Origin of the sequence: Arthrobacter sp. zg-Y1116 (assembly GCF_024385485.1) — a bacterium.
In the GTDB taxonomy this organism is placed as follows: domain Bacteria; phylum Actinomycetota; class Actinomycetes; order Actinomycetales; family Micrococcaceae; genus Arthrobacter_B.
Genome location: NZ_JANFLR010000002.1, coordinates 461514 through 482025 on the forward strand (window position 1 = coordinate 461514; position 20512 = coordinate 482025).

Below are 20512 nucleotides of genomic sequence, written 5' to 3' on the forward strand. Positions count from 1 at the left end.
GGCGGCGGCTAAGGTGTGGATATGTTCTCTCCGCCACCCACCCCGCCGCCGGAGGCGGCTGCGTCAGTTCCTTTCGGCGGCGCACCCTGGTGGGAAATCCTCGCTGCCCTTGGCCCGCTGGCGGTCCTGCTCGCCGGCGCCCTGACCTTCTTTGTCGGCTGGAAGACACTGGAGCAGCGCCGGAAGGCGGATCAGCGCTCGGAGTGGTGGACCCGTGCCCAGTGGGCCATCGAGGCCTCCCTGTCGGATGATCCCCGCCGGCAGGAGACGGGACTGGGCGTCCTGGACCTGCTGGCCCAGAGTGACCTTGCCGGAACCGAGGAAGCGGCTATCATCAGCATTGCGTGGGCACGCCCGCTGACGGCGATAGTGGACTCGACCGGCGATATGAGCCAGAATGAAAACATCACGAGCGCACGCGGAACGGAGGAGGCTGACGATGACAACAGCAGCACTGCCGCTGGCACGAGGCTCTAAGGTCCCCGCCGAAAAGGCCGAACGCGATCGGGACCGCGAACGGGTGCAGATCCGGGCCGCACGGCTCCGGCTCACCACCGACCGCAAGCTCGGCAAGCCCACCCCGGAATGGGTCCGGAAACTCGCTGACCGTCCGCTGTAGCGGCCACCAAGACAACGAAGGCAGGTCCCCGGTACGCCGGGGGACCTGCCTTTGCCTTTGACCCTACGCGTCCTTGCCGCGGACCATGCCCAGCAGGCGGTTGAAGATGGCCTCGCCGTCGTCCGCAATTCCGTCGTGGTGAAAATCGGCGGTTTCCCAGACCTGCACACCCTTCACGGCACCGGCCGTCTCCAGGGACAGCTCCCGGTCCACGTAAATGTCGTCCGTGTAGACGGCCGCGGCCACGGGCACGGTGTTGCGCGCCAGTTGGGCGGTGTCGTAGAGGGGATCCCAGTCCGACTTCCGGGCCAGCAGTTCTGCCGTGCCGCGAAGCGGGACGAGCGCCGGGTCCTCGTCGAAGTACCACGGGTAGACCATCTCGCCGGTGAAGAGCGGTTCCGTGGCCGTGGGTTCGAACTCGGGGAAGGACTCCAGGACGCGCTCCGCGGCCCAGTTGGTGGCTTCGCCCTGGCCGTAGATTGACTCGTGCATCACCGCGTACAGCGGATTCGGGGCACGGGTGACCAGCCCGTGGACGGCCTCCAGGAAGGTGTCCGAGAGGCGTTCGCCGTCCGGGGTGGGAACGAAGGCTTCCTGCAGCAGGTAATGCAGCCCGTCCACCCGGGTGTTGCCGCCCAGATAGGACCCGGCCATCTGGAAACGCCGCACGGTCAGCCGTTCCCCGGTGGGCAGGAACTCCGGGACGGACTCGAGGTGCCGGGCAATCCGCGTGGTGGTTTCCCGGTCTTCCGGGTAGCGTCCGAAGTACTCCGCGTTGCGTGCCGCCACCCGCCGGAAGGTTGCCTCGTAGACCCGGTCCGCGGGTCCCGTCAAGGGGGCCAACCCGCCGGTGACGAGGCATTCGCGCAGTCCCTCGGGGGCGAAGGAGAGGTAGGTCAGGGTGCAGAAGCCGCCGTAGCTCTGCCCGTAGGTGCTCCACGGCCCTGAGCCGAGGGCCTGCCGGATCAGTTCGGCGTCGGCCACAATTGAATCTGCCCGGAAATGGGTGAGATACGCTGCCTGCGCCGCAGCGTCTCCGCGGCGCGGCAGGGTCTGCCGGTCCGCCGGAGTGGAAAGCCCGGTGCCGCGCTGGTCCAGCATCAGGATCCGGAAGTGCTTGGACGCCGCCTTCGTCCAGCCGCCGAACTGCAGCAGCCGGTTGCCCTTGCCGCCGGGGCCGCCCTGCAGGTACAGCAGCCACGGCAGGTCTTCGATGTCACCCGCGGGCAGTTCGGCGTCGACGTATTCGCGGGCAAAGACCGTGATGGTTTCGCCGTCCGGCGCCGAGTGGTCCAGCGGCACGGTAAACCAGTGGTCCGTCACGTTCATGCCGCGCACCGGGTAGGTGCGCGAGGCGGAGTGGGGGACAGGGATGTGCGGGACGGCGGTCACTTCGCCGCCTCTGACGAGGTGCCGAAGCTGGCCAGTGCGTCCCCGGCGAGCCGGAACGTGGTCCAGTCATCCTGCGGGACGGCACCCAGGGATTTGTAGAAGCCGATGGAAGGTTCATTCCAATTCAGCACGCACCATTCGACCCGGGCGTAGCCGCGCTCGACGGCGGTTTCCGCCAGCGTGCGCAGCAGCGCCTTGCCGATGCCCCCGGCCCGGGCCTCGGGCCGGACGTAGAGGTCCTCGAGGTAGATGCCGTGCACGCCCTCCCAGGTGGAGTAGTTCAGGAACCAGAGGGCAAAGCCCTGTATCGCTCCGTGCTCCACCGCCACGTGGGCGAAGATGGCCGGGTGCTCGCCGAAGAGGTTGGCTTCCAGGGCCGCCACGGTGTTTTTTACCGCGTGCGGCTCTTTTTCATAGATGGCAAGGTCATGGATCAGTTCGAGGATGACGGGGACGTCTTCTCGACGTGCGGGACGGATCTGCATGCTGCCCAGCCTAATCCAGGCGGCCGGCGGTGATCACCTTGATGACGGGGCTGCCGGCTTCATCCGAGGCGGGCAGGTCCACTTCCGCAGTGATGCCCCAGTCCAAGTGGTTGGCCGGGTCCTTGAAGATCTGCCGGACTTCCCATTTGCCGGGCAGTTCCTTGATGATCAGCAGGTTCGGGCCGCGGCCGTCGGGCCCGTCGTCGATGTCCTCGTGTTCCTCGAAGTACGCGTCCAGGACCTCGGCCCAGCGGTCGGCGTCCCAGCCGGCGTCGCCGTCGAGCTCGCCCAGGGCGCGGTCGTCCTCGTCGGCAAAGAGCTTCACCCGGGAGAACATCTCGTTGCGGACCATGACCCGGAAGGCCCGCACGTTGGCGGTCAGCCGGTCCGGCACCGGCGGAAGGACCGGTTCGTTCGAAGCATCGGGGTTGATGCCGTTGGTCAGCTCTTCCCATTCGTCCAGCAGCGAGGAATCGGTCTGGCGGACCAGCTCGCCCAGCCACTCGATGATGTCTTCCAGGTCTTCGCGCAGCCGTTCCGGCGGGACGGTGTGCAGCAGGGCCTTGTAGGTGTCCGAGAGGTAGCGCAGAAGCACACCCTCGGAACGGGCCAGCGAGTAGAACTGCACGTATTCGCCGAAGCTCATGGCCCGCTCGTACATGTCGCGGACAATCGACTTGGGACTGAGTTCGAACTCGCCCAGCCAGGGAGCACCGGACCGGTACACCTCGAAGGACTGTTCCAGCAGCTCCGCCAGCGGCTGCGGATAGGTGACTTCCTCCAGCAGGGCCATCCGCTCGTCGTACTCGATGCCCTGGGACTTCATGGCGGCGATCGCCTCGCCGCGGGCCTTCTTTTCCTGGGCGGAGAGGACCTGGCGGGGCTTTTCCATGATCGCCTCGATCACGGACACCACGTCCAGGGCGTAGGACGGGCTGTCCGGGTCCAAAATCTCCAGGGAGGCCATGGCAAACGGGGACAGCGGCTGGTTGAGGGCGAAGTTCGGCTGCAGGTGCACCTTCAGGCGGACGGTGCGGCCGTCGGCGTCGGGCTCGGGCAGCACCTCGACAATGCCGGCGGTCTTCAGCTCCCGGTAGATGCTCAGGGCCTTCTTCATCAGGGCCAGCTGGGAGGACCGGGTCTCGTGGTTGTTGGTGAGCAGTTTCTTGGCCGCGGTGAACGGGTCACCCGGACGCTCCAGCAGGTTCAGCAGCATGGAGTGGGTGATGTTGAAGCTGGAGGTCAGCGGCTCCGGGGTGCCGTCCACCAGCTTTTCGAAGGTGGGCTTGCCCCAGGACACAAACCCGGCCTGCGGTTTCTTCTTCACCACCTGGCGCAGCTTCTTCTGGTCATCACCGAACTTCGCCTGCGCCTTGGCCATCGCCTTGACGTTCTCGATCACGTGTTCCGGTGCCTGTACGACGACGGTGCCCGCCGTGTCATAGCCGGCCCGCCCGGCGCGCCCGGCGATCTGGTGGAACTCGCGGACCTTCAGGGGCCGGGTGCGCGTGCCGTCGTACTTGGACAGGGCGGTGATCAGCACTGTGCGGATGGGCACGTTAATGCCGACCCCCAGGGTGTCGGTGCCGCAGATGACCTTCAGCAGGCCGGCCTGCGCCAACTGCTCCACCAGGCGTCGGTACTTGGGCAGCATGCCGGCGTGGTGCACGCCGATGCCGTGCCGGACCAGCCGGTTCAGGGTCTTGCCGAAGCCGGGGGCGAACCGGAAGCCGGCAATCAGCTCCGCAATCCGGTCCTTTTCCTCGCGGGTGCAGACATTGATGCTCATCAGGGCCTGGGCCCGGTCAATGGCTTCGATCTGGGAAAAGTGCACTACGTAGACCGGCACCTGCTTGGTGGCCAGCAGCTCCTCCAGGGATTCCTGGACCGGTGTCTCCACGTAGTAGTAGTGCAGGGGGATGGGCCGCTGCACGGAGGAGACAGTGACGGTGTCCCGGTTGGTGAGTTCGCTGAGCTCGTTGGCGATCCGGGTCATGTCGCCCAGGGTGGCGGACATGAGCAGGAACTGGGCCTGCGGCAGCTCCAGCAGCGGAACCTGCCAGGCCCAGCCGCGCTGCGGGTCCGAGTAGAAGTGGAACTCGTCCATGATGACGGTGCCCAGGTCCGCGTCGGCCCCTTCGCGCAGGGCGATGTTGGCCAGGATCTCCGCGGTGCAGCAGATGATCGGGGCGTCCTTGTTGACGGAGGAGTCGCCGGTGACCATGCCGACGTTCTCGGCGCCGAAGATCTCGCACAGGGCAAAGAACTTCTCCGACACCAGGGCCTTGATGGGGGCGGTGTAGTAACTGCGCTCATCGTGCGCCATGGCATGGAAATGCGCAGCAATCGCCACCATCGATTTGCCGGACCCGGTGGGGGTGGCCAGGATGACGTTGTTGCCCGTCACCAGCTCCATCACTGCCTCGTCCTGCGCCGGGTACAGCGACATTCCCCGGCTCTCCACCCACTCCAGGAAGGACGTGTAGGTCTCGTCGGGATCGATGGTGCGGGTGCTGGACGGGCCGGAGGCAAGTTGCTCAAGAAGTTTCATGTCCATACCAGACTAACGGGGCCGTGCCGGTCCCGTTTTCCGCGGGGTGCGGCGGCTAGGCTCGGGGCCATGAAATGGGATCCCGAAAAGTACACACAGTTCTCCTCGCACCGCGACCGCCCGTTCTTCGACCTCACGGCCCGGGTAGCGGCTTCTTCCCCGGCCCGGGTGGTGGACCTGGGCTGCGGCACGGGCGTCCTCACCGCCGCACTCGCGGCCCGTTGGCCGCAGGCGCAGGTTACCGGCGTCGATTCCTCGCAGGAGATGGTCGCCGCGGCCCGGGCCCTGGAGGGCGCGCCGTCGAACCTGGACTTCGTGCAGGGCCGGATCGAGGACTGGGAACCGGAGCCGGGCACGGAGGTGGTGGTGTCCAACGCCGCACTGCAGTGGGTGCCCGGTCACCAGGAGCTGCTGCGCCGCTGGGCCAAGCAGCTCGACGACGGCGCCTGGCTGGCCGTACAGGTCCCCGGCAACTTCACGGCACCTTCCCATGTGCTGATGCGGGAACTGGCGGCGAGCGCCGCCTGGGCCCCGAAGCTGGAGGGGGTGCTGCGGCATGCCGACGCCGTGGACGAGCCCGTGGACTACCTGGCCCTCTTCACCGAGGCCGGATTCGAAGCGGACGTCTGGGAGACCAGCTACGCCCAGGCCCTAGCCGGTGAGGACCCGGTACTGGAGTGGGTGCGCGGCACCGCCCTGCGTCCGGTCATCGATGCCTTGTCCACCGAGGACTTCACCGCGTTCGAAACCGAATACGCGGCGCTGCTCCGCCAGGCCTATCCGCGGCAGGCCTGGGGAACCGTTTTCCCGTTCCGGCGGCTGTTCATGGTGGGGCGGAAGGCGGGCTAGCGGCGCGCCCTGGCGGTACGGAACGCGGCAGCTACCAGCCGCGTTCCTTCCATTCCCGCAGGTGCGGACGCTCGGCGCCCAGCGTGGTGCCGGCACCGTGTCCCGGGTGCACCACCGTGTCATCCGGCAGGTAATCGAACACACGTTCGAATACGTCCTGGTAGAGCTGGGCAAACCGTTCCGGGTCCTTCTGCGTGTTGCCCAGCCCGCCGGGGAAGAGGGAATCCCCGGTAAACAGGTGGGCCGGACCGTGCGGATCGCGGTAGAGCAGCGCCACGGACCCGGGCGTGTGGCCGCGCAGCGAGATGGCCTCCAGCTCGAAGTCCGGGAACGTGCCGGTGTCCCCGTGCTCCAGGGGAACAAGCGTGGGCACCTCAATGTCGGGGATGTCCGCGGTGCCGGCTGCGGTCCGGGCACCGGTGGCCGCCACCGTTTCGGCGAGCGCCCGGACATGGTCCCAGTGGCTGTGCGTGGTGATGACCAGTTCCAGCTTCGCCGGTACCGCTGCGTCCTGCGCACCCTCGGCCAGCAGCTGCTGGATGGCGGGGAAGTCGGCGGCGGCATCGATTAGTACCTGCGCACCGGATGCTTTACCGGTGAGCAGGTAGACGTTGTTGTCCATCTCGCTGACGGACACGCTGCGGATAGTGATGTTCTCCAGATCCTCCATCCCGCCAGTCTAGCGATCCGGCCCTGTCCCGGCCCCGGGGGCAGCAGTCTTACCCGGGTATTGTCTGCGCTCGCGGACGGGCGTACGTTGCAAGGATGCTTCTGAGGCTGGTCCGGGAAAACCTGGCCCCCTATAAAGGCGCGGTGGCCGCCGTCGTTCTCCTGCAGCTGCTGCAGACCGTCGCCACGCTGTACCTCCCTACCCTCAACGCGGACATCATTGACCGCGGCGTGGTCACCGGAGATACGGGCGTCATCATGCAGGTGGGCGGGTGGATGCTTGCCGTCACGGCGGGCCAGGTCCTGTGTTCCGTCGCGGCCACTTATCTGGCGTCGCGGGTGGCCATGAGTGCCGGCCGCAACATCCGGGCCGCGCTGTTTACCAACGTGGAGACCTTCTCCTCCCGGGAAGTCGGCCTGTTCGGGCCGCCGTCGCTGATCACCCGGACCACCAATGACGTGCAGCAGGTGCAGATGACCCTGCTGATGACCTTCACCATGATGGTTTCGGCTCCCATCATGGGAGTGGGCGGGGTCCTGCTGGCCCTCAACCAGGACATACCGCTCTCCGGCATCCTGCTGTTGATCCTGCCGGCATTGTTCCTGGTGATCGGGCTGGTGCTGAAGCGGCTGATTCCCCTGTTCCGGCGGGCCCAGCGGCAGATCGACCGGGTCAACTCGGTCCTGCGGGAACAGATCATGGGGATCAGCGTCATCCGCGCGTTCATCCGGGAGCACTCCGAGCAGGAACGCTTCGCCGGGGCGAACAGGGACCTCACCTCCACCCAGCTGCGGGTGAGCCAGCTGCTGGCCCTGCTGTTTCCCGCCGCCATGCTGATCGCCAACCTCGCCACGGTCGCGGTGGTGTGGTTCGGTGCCTTCCGGATTGACGCCGGGCAGATGCAGATCGGTGCGCTTACGGCGTTCATTGCCTACATCATGCAGATCCTGATGGCGGTGATGATGTCCATGTTCATGATCATGATGCTTCCCCGCGCAGCGGTCTGCGCCGAACGGATCTTCGAGGTGCTGGATACCCGGACCAGCGTTGCGGATGCCCCCGGGGCGGGGACGCTGGCGTACGACGGCGGGCGGCTCGCCTTTACCGACGTCGGGTACAGCTACCCGGGCGCGGAGGACCCGGTGCTGTTCAACCTCAGCTTCGAAGCCCTGCCCGGGGAGACCACGGCCATCATCGGTTCCACGGGGGCGGGGAAGACCACGCTGCTCAACCTGGTCCCGCGGCTGCTCGACTCCACTTCCGGCAGCATCGCCGTCGACGGGCAGGACATTGCCGGGGTCACCCTCTCCTCGCTGCGCCGCGGTATCGGGCTGGTTCCCCAGCGGGCCTACCTCTTCAGCGGAACCATCGCCTCGAACCTGCGCTTCGGCCGGCCGGACGCCACCGACGCCGAACTCTGGGAAGCCCTGGAGACCGCCCAGGCGGCAGATTTCGTGCGGACAGCCGAGGGAGGACTGGACCACCAGGTGGAACAGGGCGGAGCCAACTTCTCCGGGGGACAGCGGCAACGCCTCGCGATTGCCCGGGCCCTGGTGGTTCGGCCGTCCATCTACCTCTTTGACGACAGCTTCTCCGCCCTCGACTTCGCCACGGATGCCCGGCTCCGGGCGGCACTCAAGCCGCAGACCCGGGATGCCACCGTAGTTGTCGTGGCACAGCGGGTGAACACCATTACCGACGCCGCGAAGATCCTGGTGCTGGAAGAAGGCCGGATCGTAGGTCAGGGAACCCATGCAGAGCTGATGGAATCCTCGGACACCTACCGGGAAATCGTTGCTTCGCAGCTCACCGCGGAGGAAGTGGCATGAGTACGCCGGGGGTACGGGGACGCCCGGGAGCCGCCGCAACGGCCAAGCCGGAGAACTTCGCCTCCAGTGTCCGTCGGATCCTGGTGCTGATGGCACCGGACCGGGTACGGGTAGCGGCGGTACTGGTTGCCGCCGTCGTCTCCGTGGCGCTCGCCGTCAGCGCGCCACGGATCCTCGGGGAGGCCACCAACGTCATCTTCGACGGCTTCATCGGCCAGGGCCTGCCCGCGGGGGTGTCCAAGGACGCCCAGGTCCAGGCACTGCGGGACTCGGGGGAGCGGGAACTGGCGGACATGCTCGCGGCAATGGACGTGGTCCCGGGGCAGGGACTGGACTTCGGCAGACTGGCAGGGATCCTGCTCGGCGTGCTGGGCATCTACCTGGCCGCCTTCGCGTTCGGCTGGTTCCAGGCACGGGTGACCGCCCGCATTGTGCAGAACGCCATGTACCGGCTGCGCCGCGACGTCGACGGCAAACTGTTCCGGCTGCCCATGTCCCACTTCCAGCAGCAATCGCGGGGAGACGTCCTCAGCCGGGTCACCAACGACATCGACAACCTGGCCCAGACCCTCTCCCAGAGCCTGACCCAGATCATCACCTCGGTCCTGACCATCGTGGGCGTGCTGGCAATGATGGTTTCCATCTCCCCGCTGCTGGCGCTGATCGCCGTGATTACCGTGCCCGTCTCTGCACTGGTCACCGTCCTCATTGCCCGGCGCTCGCAGGCAGAGTTCAAGACCCAGTGGAAGTCCACCGGCGAGGTAAACGGCTATATCGAGGAAATGTTCACCGGGCAGGACGTGGTGAAGGCCTTCGGCCAGCAGGAGCGGATCATCGAAGGCTTCGCCCCCGCCAACAACCGCTTGTACCGCTCCGCCTTCCGGGCCCAGTTCGTCTCGGGCATCATCATGCCGGCCATGACGTTCATCTCGAACCTGAATTACGTGGCCGTGGCGGTGGTCGGCGGACTGCAGGTCGCCAACGGGCAGCTGTCCATCGGCGGCGTGCAGGCCTTTGTGCAGTACAGCCGCCAGTTCAGCCAGCCGCTGGGACAGCTTGGCGGGCTGATCAACATGCTCCAGTCCGGCGTCGCGTCCGCCGAACGGGTGTTCGCCCTCCTTGACGCGAAGGAACAGCAGCCGGACCCCTCCCGGCCCGAGCACCTGAAGGCGGTGCGGGGGCGGGTGGCCTTCGAGGATGTCTCCTTCAGCTACAGCCCCGATGCGCCGTTGATCCGGAACCTGTCCTTCACCGCGGAGCCCGGGCAGACCGTGGCCATCGTGGGTCCCACCGGTGCCGGCAAGACCACCCTGGTCAACCTGCTGATGCGTTTCTACGAGGTGGACGCGGGCCGCATCACCATCGACGGCATCGACATTGCCCGGCTCCGCCGCGAGGAACTGCGCGGCCACATCGGCATGGTGCTCCAGGACGCCTGGCTGTTCGAGGGCACGGTGCGGGAGAACCTGGCCTACGGCGCACCCGATGCAACCGAGGAGCAGATCGTTGAGGCGGCGCAGGCCACCCATGTGGATCACTTCGTCCGGTCCCTGCCGGAGGGCTACGACACCGTGCTCGGGTACGACGGCGGGGCGCTGAGCCAGGGCCAGCGGCAGTTGCTGACAATCGCCCGGGCCTGGCTTTCAAACCCGTCCATCCTGGTGCTGGACGAGGCCACCAGTTCCGTGGACACCCGCACCGAAATCGCCATCCGGCTGGCGATGAACGCCCTGCGGCAGGACCGCACTAGCTTCGTGATTGCCCATCGCCTGTCCACCATCCGGGACGCGGACATCATCCTGGTGGTGCGGGACGGGCAGATCGTGGAGCAGGGAACCCATGCTGCGCTGCTGGAGGCCGAGGGGTTCTATACCGAGCTCTACCGTTCACAGTTCGCCGAGCCGGCACAGGATGCAGGGGCGGAGGACGACATGCCGGCGCCTGCCGATCCGGCCGGGCACTAGCATTGCACCATGACGCCTGACACAACCCCCGTAACCGCACCGACCTCCGCCGGCAACGACGCCGGTGTGCTGGCAGGGGTCCGGATTGACGCTTCCAGCTCGGTCCCGCCCTACGAACAGCTGCGCCTGCAGATCCTGGACGCCGTGAATGAGGGGCGCCTCGCCATCGGAACCCGGCTTCCACCGGTGCGTGCCCTGGCCGGACACCTCGGACTGGCCGTCAACACGGTGGCGAAGGCCTACCGCGAGCTGGAGCAGGCGCAGGTCGTCACCACGCGGTCCCGCGCCGGCACCGTTGTCGCGGCGGGCGGCGACACCGGCCGCGGCCGGGTGGCCGAAGCTGCCGCCGCCTATGCCGCGGCGGTGCGGGCCAACGGCGTCTCGGATGACGACGCCGTGTCCCTCCTGCGGGCGGCGCTGGGCTAAACGGCCACGTAGCCTCCGGTTTGCGGGGTTTCGGATCGCTCCAAGGCCATGCAGCCAGGGAGCCCCGCACCGGTTCCGCTTCGCCCGCGGCGAAACCCGGGGGGTCGAATACTTCTTCGAATCGGCGTTTGAACTACAGTGGAAAACGTGCCTAAATCGACTCTTCCGACGGCTGACACCACGTTCGTGCCGCATAAAGCCAATGACCTTTCCCGCCTGGTAGTGAAAGGTGCGCGCGAGCACAACCTCCGCAACGTTGACCTGGACCTGCCGCGGGACGCCATGATCGTGTTCACCGGCCTGTCCGGCTCGGGCAAATCCTCCCTGGCGTTCGACACGATCTTCGCGGAGGGACAGCGGCGCTACGTCGAGTCCCTGTCCGCCTACGCGCGCATGTTCCTCGGCCAGGTGGACAAGCCCGACGTCGACTTCATCGAGGGGCTTTCGCCCGCCGTCTCGATCGACCAGAAGTCCACCAGCAAGAACCCGCGGTCCACGGTGGGAACCATCACCGAGATCCACGACTACATGCGCCTGCTCTGGGCCCGTGTGGGCCGCCCCTTCTGCCCCGTCTGCGGCGAGCCCGTCAGCCGGCAGACCCCGCAGCAGATCGTGGACCAGCTCCTCGAACTGGAAGAGGGAACCCGCTTCCAGATCCTTGCCCCGGTGGTCCGCGGCCGGAAGGGCGAATTCGTCGACCTGTTCAAGGAACTCGCCGCCAAGGGCTACTCCCGTGCCCGGGTGGACGGCAAGCAGGTCCAGCTGTCCGATCCGCCGAAGCTTGGCAAGCAGTACAAGCACAACATCGAAGTGGTCGTGGACCGCCTGGTGGCCAAGGACGGTATCCGGCAGCGGCTCACGGACTCGGTGGAAACCGGACTCGGCCTGGCCGACGGCCGGGTGGTGGTGGACTTCGTCGACCTCCCCGAGGACAGCAGCGGACGCACCCGCACCTTCTCCGAGAACCTGGCCTGCCCGAACGAGCACCCGCTGGCCATCGACGAAATCGAACCGCGGTCCTTCTCCTTCAACAACCCGTTCGGAGCCTGCCCGGTCTGCACCGGCATCGGCTCCCGGCTGGAAGTCGATGAGGACCTGATCATTCCGGACCCCTCCAAGTCCCTGGCCGAGGGCGCCATCGCCCCGTGGTCCCTGGGCACCGCCACCACCGAGTACTGGAACCGGCTGCTCGACGGCCTGGCCAAGGACATGGGCTTCTCCATGGACACCCCCTGGAAGAAGCTGCCGGCCAAGGCACGCGAGGCAGTGCTCCACGGCAAGGACCACAAGGTCGTGGTCCAGTACCGGAACCGCTTCGGCCGCGAACGCAAGTACAGCACCGGCTTCGAAGGCGTCATCCAGTACATCCACCGCAAGCACGGGGAAACCGAATCGGACCACGCCCGCGACCGGTACGAGGAGTACATGCGGGAAATCGCCTGCCCCGAGTGCGGGGGAGCGCGCCTGAACCCGGCGTCCCTGTCCGTGCTGATCAACGGCCGCAACATTGCCGAGATCAGCGCCCTGCCGCTGCGTGAAGCCGCGGACTTCCTCAACACCCTGGTCCTCACCGGGCGCGAAGCACAGATCGCCAACCAGGTGCTGAAGGAAATCCAGGCCCGCCTGACCTTCCTGCTCGACGTCGGCCTCGAATACCTGAGCCTGAACCGCCCGGCAGCCACGCTGTCCGGCGGCGAGGCCCAGCGCATCCGCCTGGCCACGCAGATCGGTTCGGGGCTTGTGGGCGTGCTGTACGTCCTGGATGAGCCGTCCATCGGCCTCCACCAGAAGGACAACCGGCGCCTGATCGACACCCTGATCCGGCTGCGCAGCCTGGGCAACACCCTGATCGTGGTGGAACACGACGAAGACACCATCCAGGAAGCGGACTGGATTGTCGACGTCGGCCCCGGCGCCGGAGAGCGCGGCGGCGAGGTGGTGCACTCCGGACCGTTGGCCGAGCTGCTCACCAACGAGCGCTCCATCACGGGCGCCTACCTGTCCGGCCGGAAGAAGATCGAAATCCCGGCGAAGCGGCGCAAGGTGGACAAGTCCCGCCAGCTGAAGATCGTCGGAGCGCGGGAAAACAACCTGCAGAACCTGAACGTAGATGTTCCGCTGGGCGTCTTCACCGCCGTGACGGGCGTCAGCGGGTCCGGCAAGTCCACGCTGATCAACGACATCCTCTACAGGACCATGGCGAACAAGCTCAACGGTGCCAAGCACGTGGCCGGGCGGCACACCCGCGTGGAGGGCCTGGAGCAGCTGGACAAGGTCATCCACGTGGACCAGAGCCCGATCGGACGGACCCCGCGGTCCAACCCGGCCACCTACACCGGCGTCTGGGACCACATCCGCAAGCTCTTCGCCGAGACCAACGAAGCGAAGGTGCGCGGCTACCTGCCGGGCCGCTTCTCCTTCAACGTCAAGGGCGGCCGCTGCGAGGCCTGCCACGGCGACGGCACGCTGAAAATCGAAATGAACTTCCTGCCCGACGTCTATGTTCCCTGCGAGGTGTGCCACGGCGCCCGGTTCAACCGGGAAACCATGGAGGTGCACTACAAGGGCAAGAACATCGCCGAGGTGCTGGACATGCCGATCGAAGAGGCGGCAGAGTTCTTCGCCGCCTTCGGTCCCATTTCCCGGCACCTGAACACGCTGGTGGACGTGGGCCTGGGCTACGTCCGGCTGGGCCAGCCCGCCACCACGCTCTCCGGCGGCGAGGCGCAGCGCGTGAAGCTCGCCAGCGAACTGCAGAAGCGGTCCAACGGCCGCAGCATCTACGTCCTCGACGAGCCCACCACGGGCCTGCACTTCGAAGACGTCCGCAAGCTGCTGGAAGTGCTGCAGGGACTGGTGGACAAGGGCAACACCGTGATCACCATCGAGCACAACCTGGACGTCATCAAGAGCGCCGACTGGATTATCGACCTCGGCCCCGACGGCGGTACCGGCGGCGGCAAGGTGGTAGCCTCCGGCACCCCGGAGAAGGTTGCCAAGGTGGAAGGCAGCCACACCGCGACGTTCCTGGCGGAGATCCTCAACCCGTAGTCCAATGAAGGCCGGTGGCCGCCCGAGGGGGCGGCGCCGGCCTTCGGCATGCCCGGTCCCGTCGCGCGGGCAAAACGCACCCGGGAGATATGCGCCGCCGGGCATACCTTTTTCCCTTGGGCCGCCCCGATATGCCAAACTTAGGCCCGTGACTTCTCCCCGGCTTTTGGTGCTGTTCGATCTCGATGGAACGCTGGTTGATCCGGCCGGTGCCATTACGGGCGGCATCTGTTCCGCCCTCACCGCCTGCGGGCTGCCGGAGCCGTCAGAGGCGGACCTGTTCCGGATGGTCGGCCCGTCCCTGGTGACGTCCCTGCGTGACATTGCCGGCGTTCCCCGGGACCGCCTGGAAGCGGTGATCCGCCACTACCGGCAGGGTTACCGGGAGGCGGGCATGGCACAGAGCCGGCCTTACCCGGGCATCCGCGGACTGGTGGAGAAACTGCGCACGGAACACACCGTGGCCGTGGCCACCCAGAAACCCGGGCACTTGGCGGTGGAACTCCTGGAGGTGCAGGGCATGGACAGCCTCTTTGCTTCCGTTCACGGCTCACCCGCCGACGAGCAGGCCGCCGCCGCGCTCAACGGGAAAGCCGGCATCATCCGTGCCGCTCTGGAGCGGCACGCGGGCACCTTCGACCGGGCCGTCATGATCGGCGACCGCCGGCACGACGTCGAGGGCGCCGCCGCCAACGGAATCGACTGCATCGGAGTCTCCTGGGGCTTCGCTGCCGACGGCGAGCTCGACGCGGCGGGGGCCGCCGTCGTCGTTGACACCGCGGAAGAACTGGCCGATGCTGTGCTGGCCTATGCGCAGAACGGAGCGGCACTGAATGGTTCTCTATAACCTGACCCGGGCAAGCACCCGCGGGCTTGTCGCCGGTCTGTGCCGGCCCACGATCACCGGACTCGAGCACGTTCCCGCCCACGGCCCGTTCATCGTCGCCTGCAACCACCAGTCCTTCCTGGACAGCGTCCTGGTCCAGGCCCTGCTGCCGCGCCGCGTGGGTTTCTTCGCCAAGGCCGAATACTTCACCGGGACCGGCCTCAAGGGGCTTGCGATGAAAAGCTTCTTCGAAGGCGTGGGATCCATTCCGGTGCAGCGCGACCAGCAGGCCGCCAGTGTTGCGGCACTCAAGACCCTGCTGGACATCCTTGAGGAGGGCGGCGGCGTCGGAATCTACCCCGAAGGCACCCGCTCACGCGACGGACTGCTCTACCGCGGACGCACCGGCGTGGGCTGGCTGGCCCTGACCTCCGGGGCGCCGGTGGTGCCCGTGGGGCTCATCGACACCGACAAACTGCAGCCCGCCGGCAAGAAAACGGTCAAGCCCGGACACTTCGCCCTGAAGGTGGGGCAGCCGCTGTACTTCCAGAAGACCGGTCCGGAGCATGCGCTGCCGGCCCGCCGCCAGGCCACTGACCGCGTCATGGACGCCATCGCCGAGCTCAGCGGACAGGAGCGCTCGGACAGCTACAACCGGAACCGGCCGGAGGGGTAGCCGTACCCGGTAAACACGCGTACCGGCACCCGAAGCGGGCCGGACCGTTCAGCGCCGCGCGAAACCCCATGCCGCCGTCCGGGGCAGGCGAAAGGCGAACGTAGGATGGAGAGGTGGCAGATCCAGCAACCTACCGGCCGAAAACAGGGGAGATCCCCACGGCACCGGGCGTATACCGCTTCCGGGACGAGCACGGCCGGGTTATCTATGTGGGCAAGGCGAAGAACCTCCGCTCCCGCCTGAACTCCTATTTTGCGAACCCGCGCGGTCTGATGCCCAAGACCCGGGCCATGGTGCATACCGCGGCCGGTGTCGAATGGACGGTGGTCGGCACCGAGCTCGAAGCGCTGCAGCTGGAATACACCTGGATCAAGGAATTCAACCCCCGGTTCAACATCATGTTCCGGGACGACAAGTCCTACCCCTACCTGGCCGTGACCATGGGGGAGAAGTACCCCCGGGCCCAGGTCATGCGCGGGGACCGGCGCAAGGACACCCGCTACTTCGGGCCCTTCTATCCGGCCAAGGCCATCCGCGAAACCCTGGACACGCTCCTCCGGGTCTTCCCCGTCCGGACCTGCAGCAGCGGCGTCTTCAAGCGCGCAGAGCGCACGGGCAGGCCGTGCCTGCTCGGCTACATCGACAAGTGCTCCGCCCCCTGCGTCGGACGGATCAGCCCCGAGGACCACCGCGAGCTGGCCTCGGAACTCTGCGACTTCATGGCCGGCGAGGGCAAGCGCTTCATCTCCAGCCTCGAGAAGGAGATGCAGGCCGCCGTCGCCGAACTGGACTACGAAACCGCCGCCCGGCTCCGCGACGACATCTCGGCCCTGCGGAAAGTCTTCGAACGCAACAACGTGGTCCTCAGCGAAGACACGGACGCGGACATATTCGCGCTGGAGGAGGACGAACTCGAGGCGTCGGCCCAGGTGTTCCATGTCCGCGGCGGACGCATCCGCGGCCAGCGCGGCTGGGTGGTGGAAAAGGTCGAGGACAACGACACCGCCGACCTCGTGGAGCACCTGATCCAGCAGGTCTACGGCGAGGCGAACTCGACCGACCGCATTCCACGGCAGGTCCTCGTCCCGGTGCTGCCGCCGGACGCGGAGGAGCTGGCCGAGTGGCTGGGCGGGCTGCGCGGCGCCCGGGTGGACATCCGGGTGCCCATGCGCGGAGACAAAAAGGCCCTCATGGAAACCGTTGCCCGCAATGCCGCGGATGCCCTGCGGCTGCACAAGAGCCGCCGGGCCGGGGACATCACCACCCGCTCCGCCGCCCTGCAGGAACTGCAGGAGGCCCTGGACCTGCCCTCGCCGCCGCTGCGCATCGAGTGCTACGACATTTCCCATGTACAGGGCACCAATGTGGTGGCCTCCATGGTGGTGGCCGAAGACGGCCTGCCGAAGAAATCGGACTACCGCAAGTTCTCGATCACCGGCGACGCCGCCCGGGACGACACGTCCTCCATGTACAACGTCATTTCCCGCCGTTTCCGCAATTACCTTGCGGAGAACGCGGATCCCGCCGCCGATCCGGATGCCCCGGTGGACCTGCCGGACGAGCGCGGCGGCAACGGCGATGTCCAGCCGTTGACGGACACCCTGACCCCGGCGCCCAAGGCAAAGTTCGCCTACCCGCCGAACCTGGTGGTGGTGGACGGCGGCCAGCCCCAGGTCGCGGCGGCATCGAAGGCCCTCGCGGATCTGGGCATCACCGATGTGCAGGTGGTCGGACTGGCCAAGCGCCTGGAGGAGGTCTGGGTTCCGGACAGTGACTTCCCGGTGATCCTCCCGCGCGCTTCCGAGGCCTTGTTCCTGCTCCAGCGCGTCCGGGACGAGGCGCACCGCTTCGCCATCACCTTCCACCGGCAGAAGCGGGGCAAGTCCATGACTGCGTCCCTGCTCGATGAGGTGCCCGGACTGGGACCGTCCAAGCGGCAGGCGCTGCTCAAGCACTTCGGCTCCGTGAAGAAACTGCGTGCCGCGACCGAGGAGGAACTCCTGGAGGTGCCGGGCATCGGCCCGGCCATGGCCGCCAACCTGCGCAGCCGCCTGGCGGACAAGGAAACGGCGGGAGTTCCGGCGGTCAATATGGCCACCGGCGAAATCCTGGAAACTTAGTTAGGCTTGGGAACCGGCGTGTCGGCTTCGAACCGTTCGGAGTTCTTCGAAAAGCAGGACAATCAGGATGGGATCACAGTAATGACGCAAGAGGACGGCTTGACCGTAGTCAAACCGGAGGAATCGGAGCTGCTCGTAGTCACGGGCATGTCCGGTGCCGGGCGCAGTACCGCCGCCAATGCGTTGGAAGACCACGGCTGGTACGTCGTCGAGAACCTGCCTCCGATGATGCTCGGCACCCTCACCGAGCTGGTCTCCCGGATGCCCCAGTCCATCCCGAAGCTGGCCGTGGTGGTCGACGTCCGCAGCAAGGAACTCTTCCAGGACATCCGCGAAGCCCTGCGCAACCTGCGCGCCGCCGGCGTCACCTACCGCCTGCTGTTCCTCGACGCCGATGATTCCACCCTGGTCCGGCGCTTTGAACAGGGACGCCGCCCGCATCCCCTGCAGGCCGACGGCAGCATCCTGGACGGCATCGCCGCCGAACGCGAGGTCCTGACGGAGCTGAGGGAGTCCTCCGACATCGTCCTGGACACCTCCAAGCTCAATGTCCACGCACTGGCCACCGCCGTCACGGAGCTGTTCACGGAGTCCGGCCCGATTGTGTTGCGCCTGAACGTGATGAGCTTCGGTTTCAAATACGGACTGCCGGTGGACGCGAACTACGTCGCCGATGTCCGCTTCATCCCCAACCCGCACTGGGTTCCGCAGCTGCGCCCGCACACCGGACTGGACGAAGACGTCCGCGACTACGTCCTGCAGGCCAAGGGCACCGCGGAGTTCCTGGACCGCTACGTGGACGCCCTGGAGCCCGTCATTGACGGCTACCGCCGGGAAAACAAGCACTACGCCACGATCGCCGTCGGCTGCACCGGCGGCAAGCACCGCTCCGTGGCCGTCACGGAGGAACTGGCCAAGCGACTGGCCCAGCTTCCGCACGTAACGGTCAGCTCCCACCACCGGGATCTGGGGCGCGAGTAATGTCCTTCCTCACCGGACCCCTGCCCCTGATTCCCGAGGGGAAGGGGCGTGAGAGCGGGAGCGGGAGCGGATCGATCGTCGCGCTCGGCGGCGGCCACGGGCTGTCCGCCTCCCTCTCGGCCCTCCGCCTGCTCACCACCGACCTCACGGCCATCGTTACGGTGGCGGACGACGGCGGCTCCTCCGGCCGCCTCCGCCGGGAACTGGGCGTCCTTCCGCCCGGGGACCTGCGGATGGCCCTGGCGGCGCTCTGCGACGACACTGACTGGGGGCGCACCTGGCGCGACGTCATGCAGCACCGCTTCCGGTCCCAGCCCGGTGTCGAAGGTTCCCTGGACGACCATGCCCTCGGCAACCTGCTGATTGTCACGCTCTGGGAGCTGCTGGGGGATCCCGTCGCCGGACTCCAGTGGGCCGGCGCCCTGTTGGGTGCCCGCGGCCAGGTACTGCCGATGTCCACCCTGCCGCTGACCATTGAAGGCGACGTCCTTCGGCGCACCGCCGACGGAGACCTGTTCGAGACCATCAGCGGCCAGGCCAGCCTCGCCGCTGCCGGTGCCCGCAGCAACGTCAGCGACGTCCGGCTGCTGCCCGTCGACGCGCCGGCGTGCCCGGCCGCGCTGGAAGCAATCGACCTGGCCGACTGGGTGGTCCTGGGACCCGGCTCCTGGTACACGTCGGTCCTGCCGCACCTGATGCTGCCGCAGCTTAGGGACGCGTTGTGCGCCACATCGGCCAAACGCTGCCTGACCATGAACCTCAGCAATGAGACAACCGAAACGTCGGGGATGACCGCCGTCGACCACTTGGCCGTCATCCGCCGCTACGCACCGGAGTTCAAGGTGGACGCCGTGCTGGTGGATCCGTCGGTGGTGGCGGACAAAGCGGCCTTCGAGGACGCTGTAGCAGAAATGGGCGGCCGTCCGGTCTTCGGTAAGGTGGGGGCAGCGTCGGGGCGTCCGATCCATGATCCGCTCCGCCTCGCGACCGCCTTCCACGATATTTTTGGGGAGAATTAGGAGTGTATTTGTGGCGTTAACCGCAGCTGTAAAAGAGGAACTGTCGCGTCTGGACGTGAAGAAATCCTCAGTCCGCAAGGCCGAGGTGTCGGCAATGCTGCGTTTTGCCGGCGGCCTGCACATCATTTCCGGACGGATAGTCATCGAAGCCGAGGTAGACCTCGCGTCTACTGCCCGACGGCTGCGGGCAGCCATTGCCGAGGTCTACGGCCACGCCAGCGACATCATTGTGGTGTCCGGCGGGGGACTGCGCCGCGGCAACCGCTACGTGGTTCGGGTGGTCAAGGACGGCGAATCACTCGCCCGGCAGACCGGCCTCCTGGATGCCCGCGGACGTCCGGTGCGGGGGCTGCCCTCCGTCGTCGTGAACGGTTCCGCGGCCGACGCGGAGGCCGTCTGGCGGGGCGCCTTCCTTGCCCACGGTTCACTCACCGAACCCGGGCGCTCCTCCTCGCTTGAAGTCACCTGCCCGGGACCTGAAGCTGCCCTGGCCCTGGTTGGATCCGCCCGTCGGATCGGCATCGCTGCCAAGGCACGCGAGGTGCGCGGTGTGGACCGCGTGGTAATCCGCGACGGCGACACCATCGCGGCCCTGCTCACCCGGATGGGTGCGCATGACGCGCTCATGGTGTGGGAAGAGCGCCGGATGCGCAAGGAAGTACGCGCCACGGCGAACCGGCTTGCCAACTTCGACGACGCCAACCTCCGCCGCTCCGCGCAGGCCGCCGTCGCGGCCGGCGCCCGGGTGGAGCGTGCCCTGGAGATCCTCGGCGAGGACGTCCCTGAGCACCTGCGCTACGCCGGCGAACTGCGCGTGGCCCACAAGCAGGCCAGCCTGGACGAGCTGGGCCACCTGGCCGACCCGCCCATGACCAAGGACGCCATTGCCGGGCGGATCCGGCGGCTGCTGGCCATGGCTGACAAGCGGGCAGCGGAACTGGGCATTCCGGGTACTGAGTCGAGCGTCACTCCGGAAATGTTGGACGAATAGCGTTATTGCATAGGATGGAAGCCTGCTGCCTTTCGGCGGCACAACGAGTTTCCGGACGGGAAT

The 20512-nt window shown here is 67.1% G+C and carries 17 protein-coding genes; 13 read left to right on the forward strand and 4 right to left on the reverse strand.

Translation table 11 applies throughout. The features are described 5' to 3' along the window. The first annotated feature begins 21 nt into the window (after positions 1–21). Both NNX34_RS08880 and NNX34_RS08885 read left to right on the forward strand, forming a co-directional pair. Entirely contained in the window at positions 22–477 is a 456-nt protein-coding gene (locus NNX34_RS08880) for a hypothetical protein (RefSeq protein WP_255766155.1), read from the forward strand. Continuing rightward, positions 440–619 carry a hypothetical protein gene (locus NNX34_RS08885; protein WP_255766156.1) on the forward strand — a complete coding sequence of 60 codons (180 nt, stop codon included), beginning with the start codon at positions 440–442 and terminating at the stop codon, positions 617–619. Before NNX34_RS08880 ends, NNX34_RS08885 begins: the two co-directional genes overlap by 38 nt. A 63-nt stretch (positions 620–682) precedes the next feature. Here NNX34_RS08885 and NNX34_RS08890 read toward each other — a convergent pair whose 3' ends face one another. From NNX34_RS08890 to NNX34_RS08900, 3 genes are read right to left on the reverse strand one after another with little or no spacing between them, the layout of a single operon-like run. Then, positions 683–1948, reverse strand: coding sequence for an alpha/beta fold hydrolase (locus tag NNX34_RS08890; RefSeq protein ID WP_255766585.1), 1266 nt, complete (start codon positions 1946–1948; stop codon positions 683–685). Between the two features lie 59 nt (positions 1949–2007). Further along, positions 2008–2496 (reverse strand): GNAT family N-acetyltransferase, encoded by a 489-nt coding sequence (locus NNX34_RS08895; protein ID WP_255766157.1) that lies wholly within the window; start codon positions 2494–2496, stop codon positions 2008–2010. A 10-nt stretch (positions 2497–2506) separates the two neighbouring features. After that, positions 2507–5047: an RNA helicase gene (locus NNX34_RS08900; RefSeq protein ID WP_255766158.1), complete on the reverse strand. Its 2541-nt coding sequence runs from the start codon at positions 5045–5047 to the stop codon at positions 2507–2509. Positions 5048–5116: 69 nt separating this feature from the next. Here NNX34_RS08900 and NNX34_RS08905 point away from each other — a divergent pair, with 69 nt between their 5' ends. Next, a complete protein-coding gene (locus tag NNX34_RS08905; protein WP_255766159.1) occupies positions 5117–5896 on the forward strand; it encodes a trans-aconitate 2-methyltransferase in 780 nt (259 codons plus the stop codon). 31 nt (positions 5897–5927) lie between these two features. On the opposite strand, the gene NNX34_RS08910 is transcribed toward NNX34_RS08905, so the two are convergent. Then, the gene (locus NNX34_RS08910) at positions 5928–6566 is read right to left on the reverse strand and encodes an MBL fold metallo-hydrolase (protein WP_255766160.1); all 639 of its coding nucleotides are present in this window, start codon (positions 6564–6566) and stop codon (positions 5928–5930) included. Positions 6567–6661: 95 nt separating this feature from the next. On the opposite strand from NNX34_RS08910, the gene NNX34_RS08915 reads away from it, so the two are divergent. The 10 genes from NNX34_RS08915 to whiA all read left to right on the forward strand — a co-directional run bounded on the left by NNX34_RS08915 (position 6662) and on the right by whiA (position 20449). Further along, the gene (locus tag NNX34_RS08915) at positions 6662–8395 is read left to right on the forward strand and encodes an ABC transporter ATP-binding protein (protein WP_255766161.1); all 1734 of its coding nucleotides are present in this window, start codon (positions 6662–6664) and stop codon (positions 8393–8395) included. Further along, entirely contained in the window at positions 8392–10359 is a 1968-nt protein-coding gene (locus NNX34_RS08920) for an ABC transporter ATP-binding protein (RefSeq protein WP_255766162.1), read from the forward strand. Before NNX34_RS08915 ends, NNX34_RS08920 begins: the two co-directional genes overlap by 4 nt. A gap of 9 nt (positions 10360–10368) precedes the next feature. Then, complete coding sequence (locus tag NNX34_RS08925; RefSeq protein WP_255766163.1) at positions 10369–10785, forward strand: GntR family transcriptional regulator; 417 nt, start codon at positions 10369–10371, stop codon at positions 10783–10785. 147 nt (positions 10786–10932) lie between these two features. Next, the gene (gene uvrA / locus NNX34_RS08930) at positions 10933–13836 is read left to right on the forward strand and encodes an excinuclease ABC subunit UvrA (RefSeq protein WP_255766164.1); all 2904 of its coding nucleotides are present in this window, start codon (positions 10933–10935) and stop codon (positions 13834–13836) included. Between the two features lie 148 nt (positions 13837–13984). Next, positions 13985–14683 carry an HAD hydrolase-like protein gene (locus tag NNX34_RS08935; protein ID WP_255766165.1) on the forward strand — a complete coding sequence of 233 codons (699 nt, stop codon included), beginning with the start codon at positions 13985–13987 and terminating at the stop codon, positions 14681–14683. After that, entirely contained in the window at positions 14670–15338 is a 669-nt protein-coding gene (locus tag NNX34_RS08940; RefSeq protein WP_255766166.1) for a 1-acyl-sn-glycerol-3-phosphate acyltransferase, read from the forward strand. Before NNX34_RS08935 ends, NNX34_RS08940 begins: the two co-directional genes overlap by 14 nt. Before the next feature lie 113 nt (positions 15339–15451). Then, complete coding sequence (gene uvrC, locus NNX34_RS08945; RefSeq protein WP_255766167.1) at positions 15452–17458, forward strand: excinuclease ABC subunit UvrC; 2007 nt, start codon at positions 15452–15454, stop codon at positions 17456–17458. An 81-nt stretch (positions 17459–17539) separates the two neighbouring features. Further along, positions 17540–18439: an RNase adapter RapZ gene (rapZ, locus tag NNX34_RS08950; protein WP_227933489.1), complete on the forward strand. Its 900-nt coding sequence runs from the start codon at positions 17540–17542 to the stop codon at positions 18437–18439. Then, positions 18439–19458: a uridine diphosphate-N-acetylglucosamine-binding protein YvcK gene (yvcK, locus tag NNX34_RS08955; RefSeq protein WP_255766168.1), complete on the forward strand. Its 1020-nt coding sequence runs from the start codon at positions 18439–18441 to the stop codon at positions 19456–19458. Before rapZ ends, yvcK begins: the two co-directional genes overlap by 1 nt. A gap of 10 nt (positions 19459–19468) precedes the next feature. After that, positions 19469–20449 carry a DNA-binding protein WhiA gene (whiA, locus tag NNX34_RS08960; RefSeq protein ID WP_227921727.1) on the forward strand — a complete coding sequence of 327 codons (981 nt, stop codon included), beginning with the start codon at positions 19469–19471 and terminating at the stop codon, positions 20447–20449. Positions 20450–20512 lie beyond the last annotated feature (63 nt).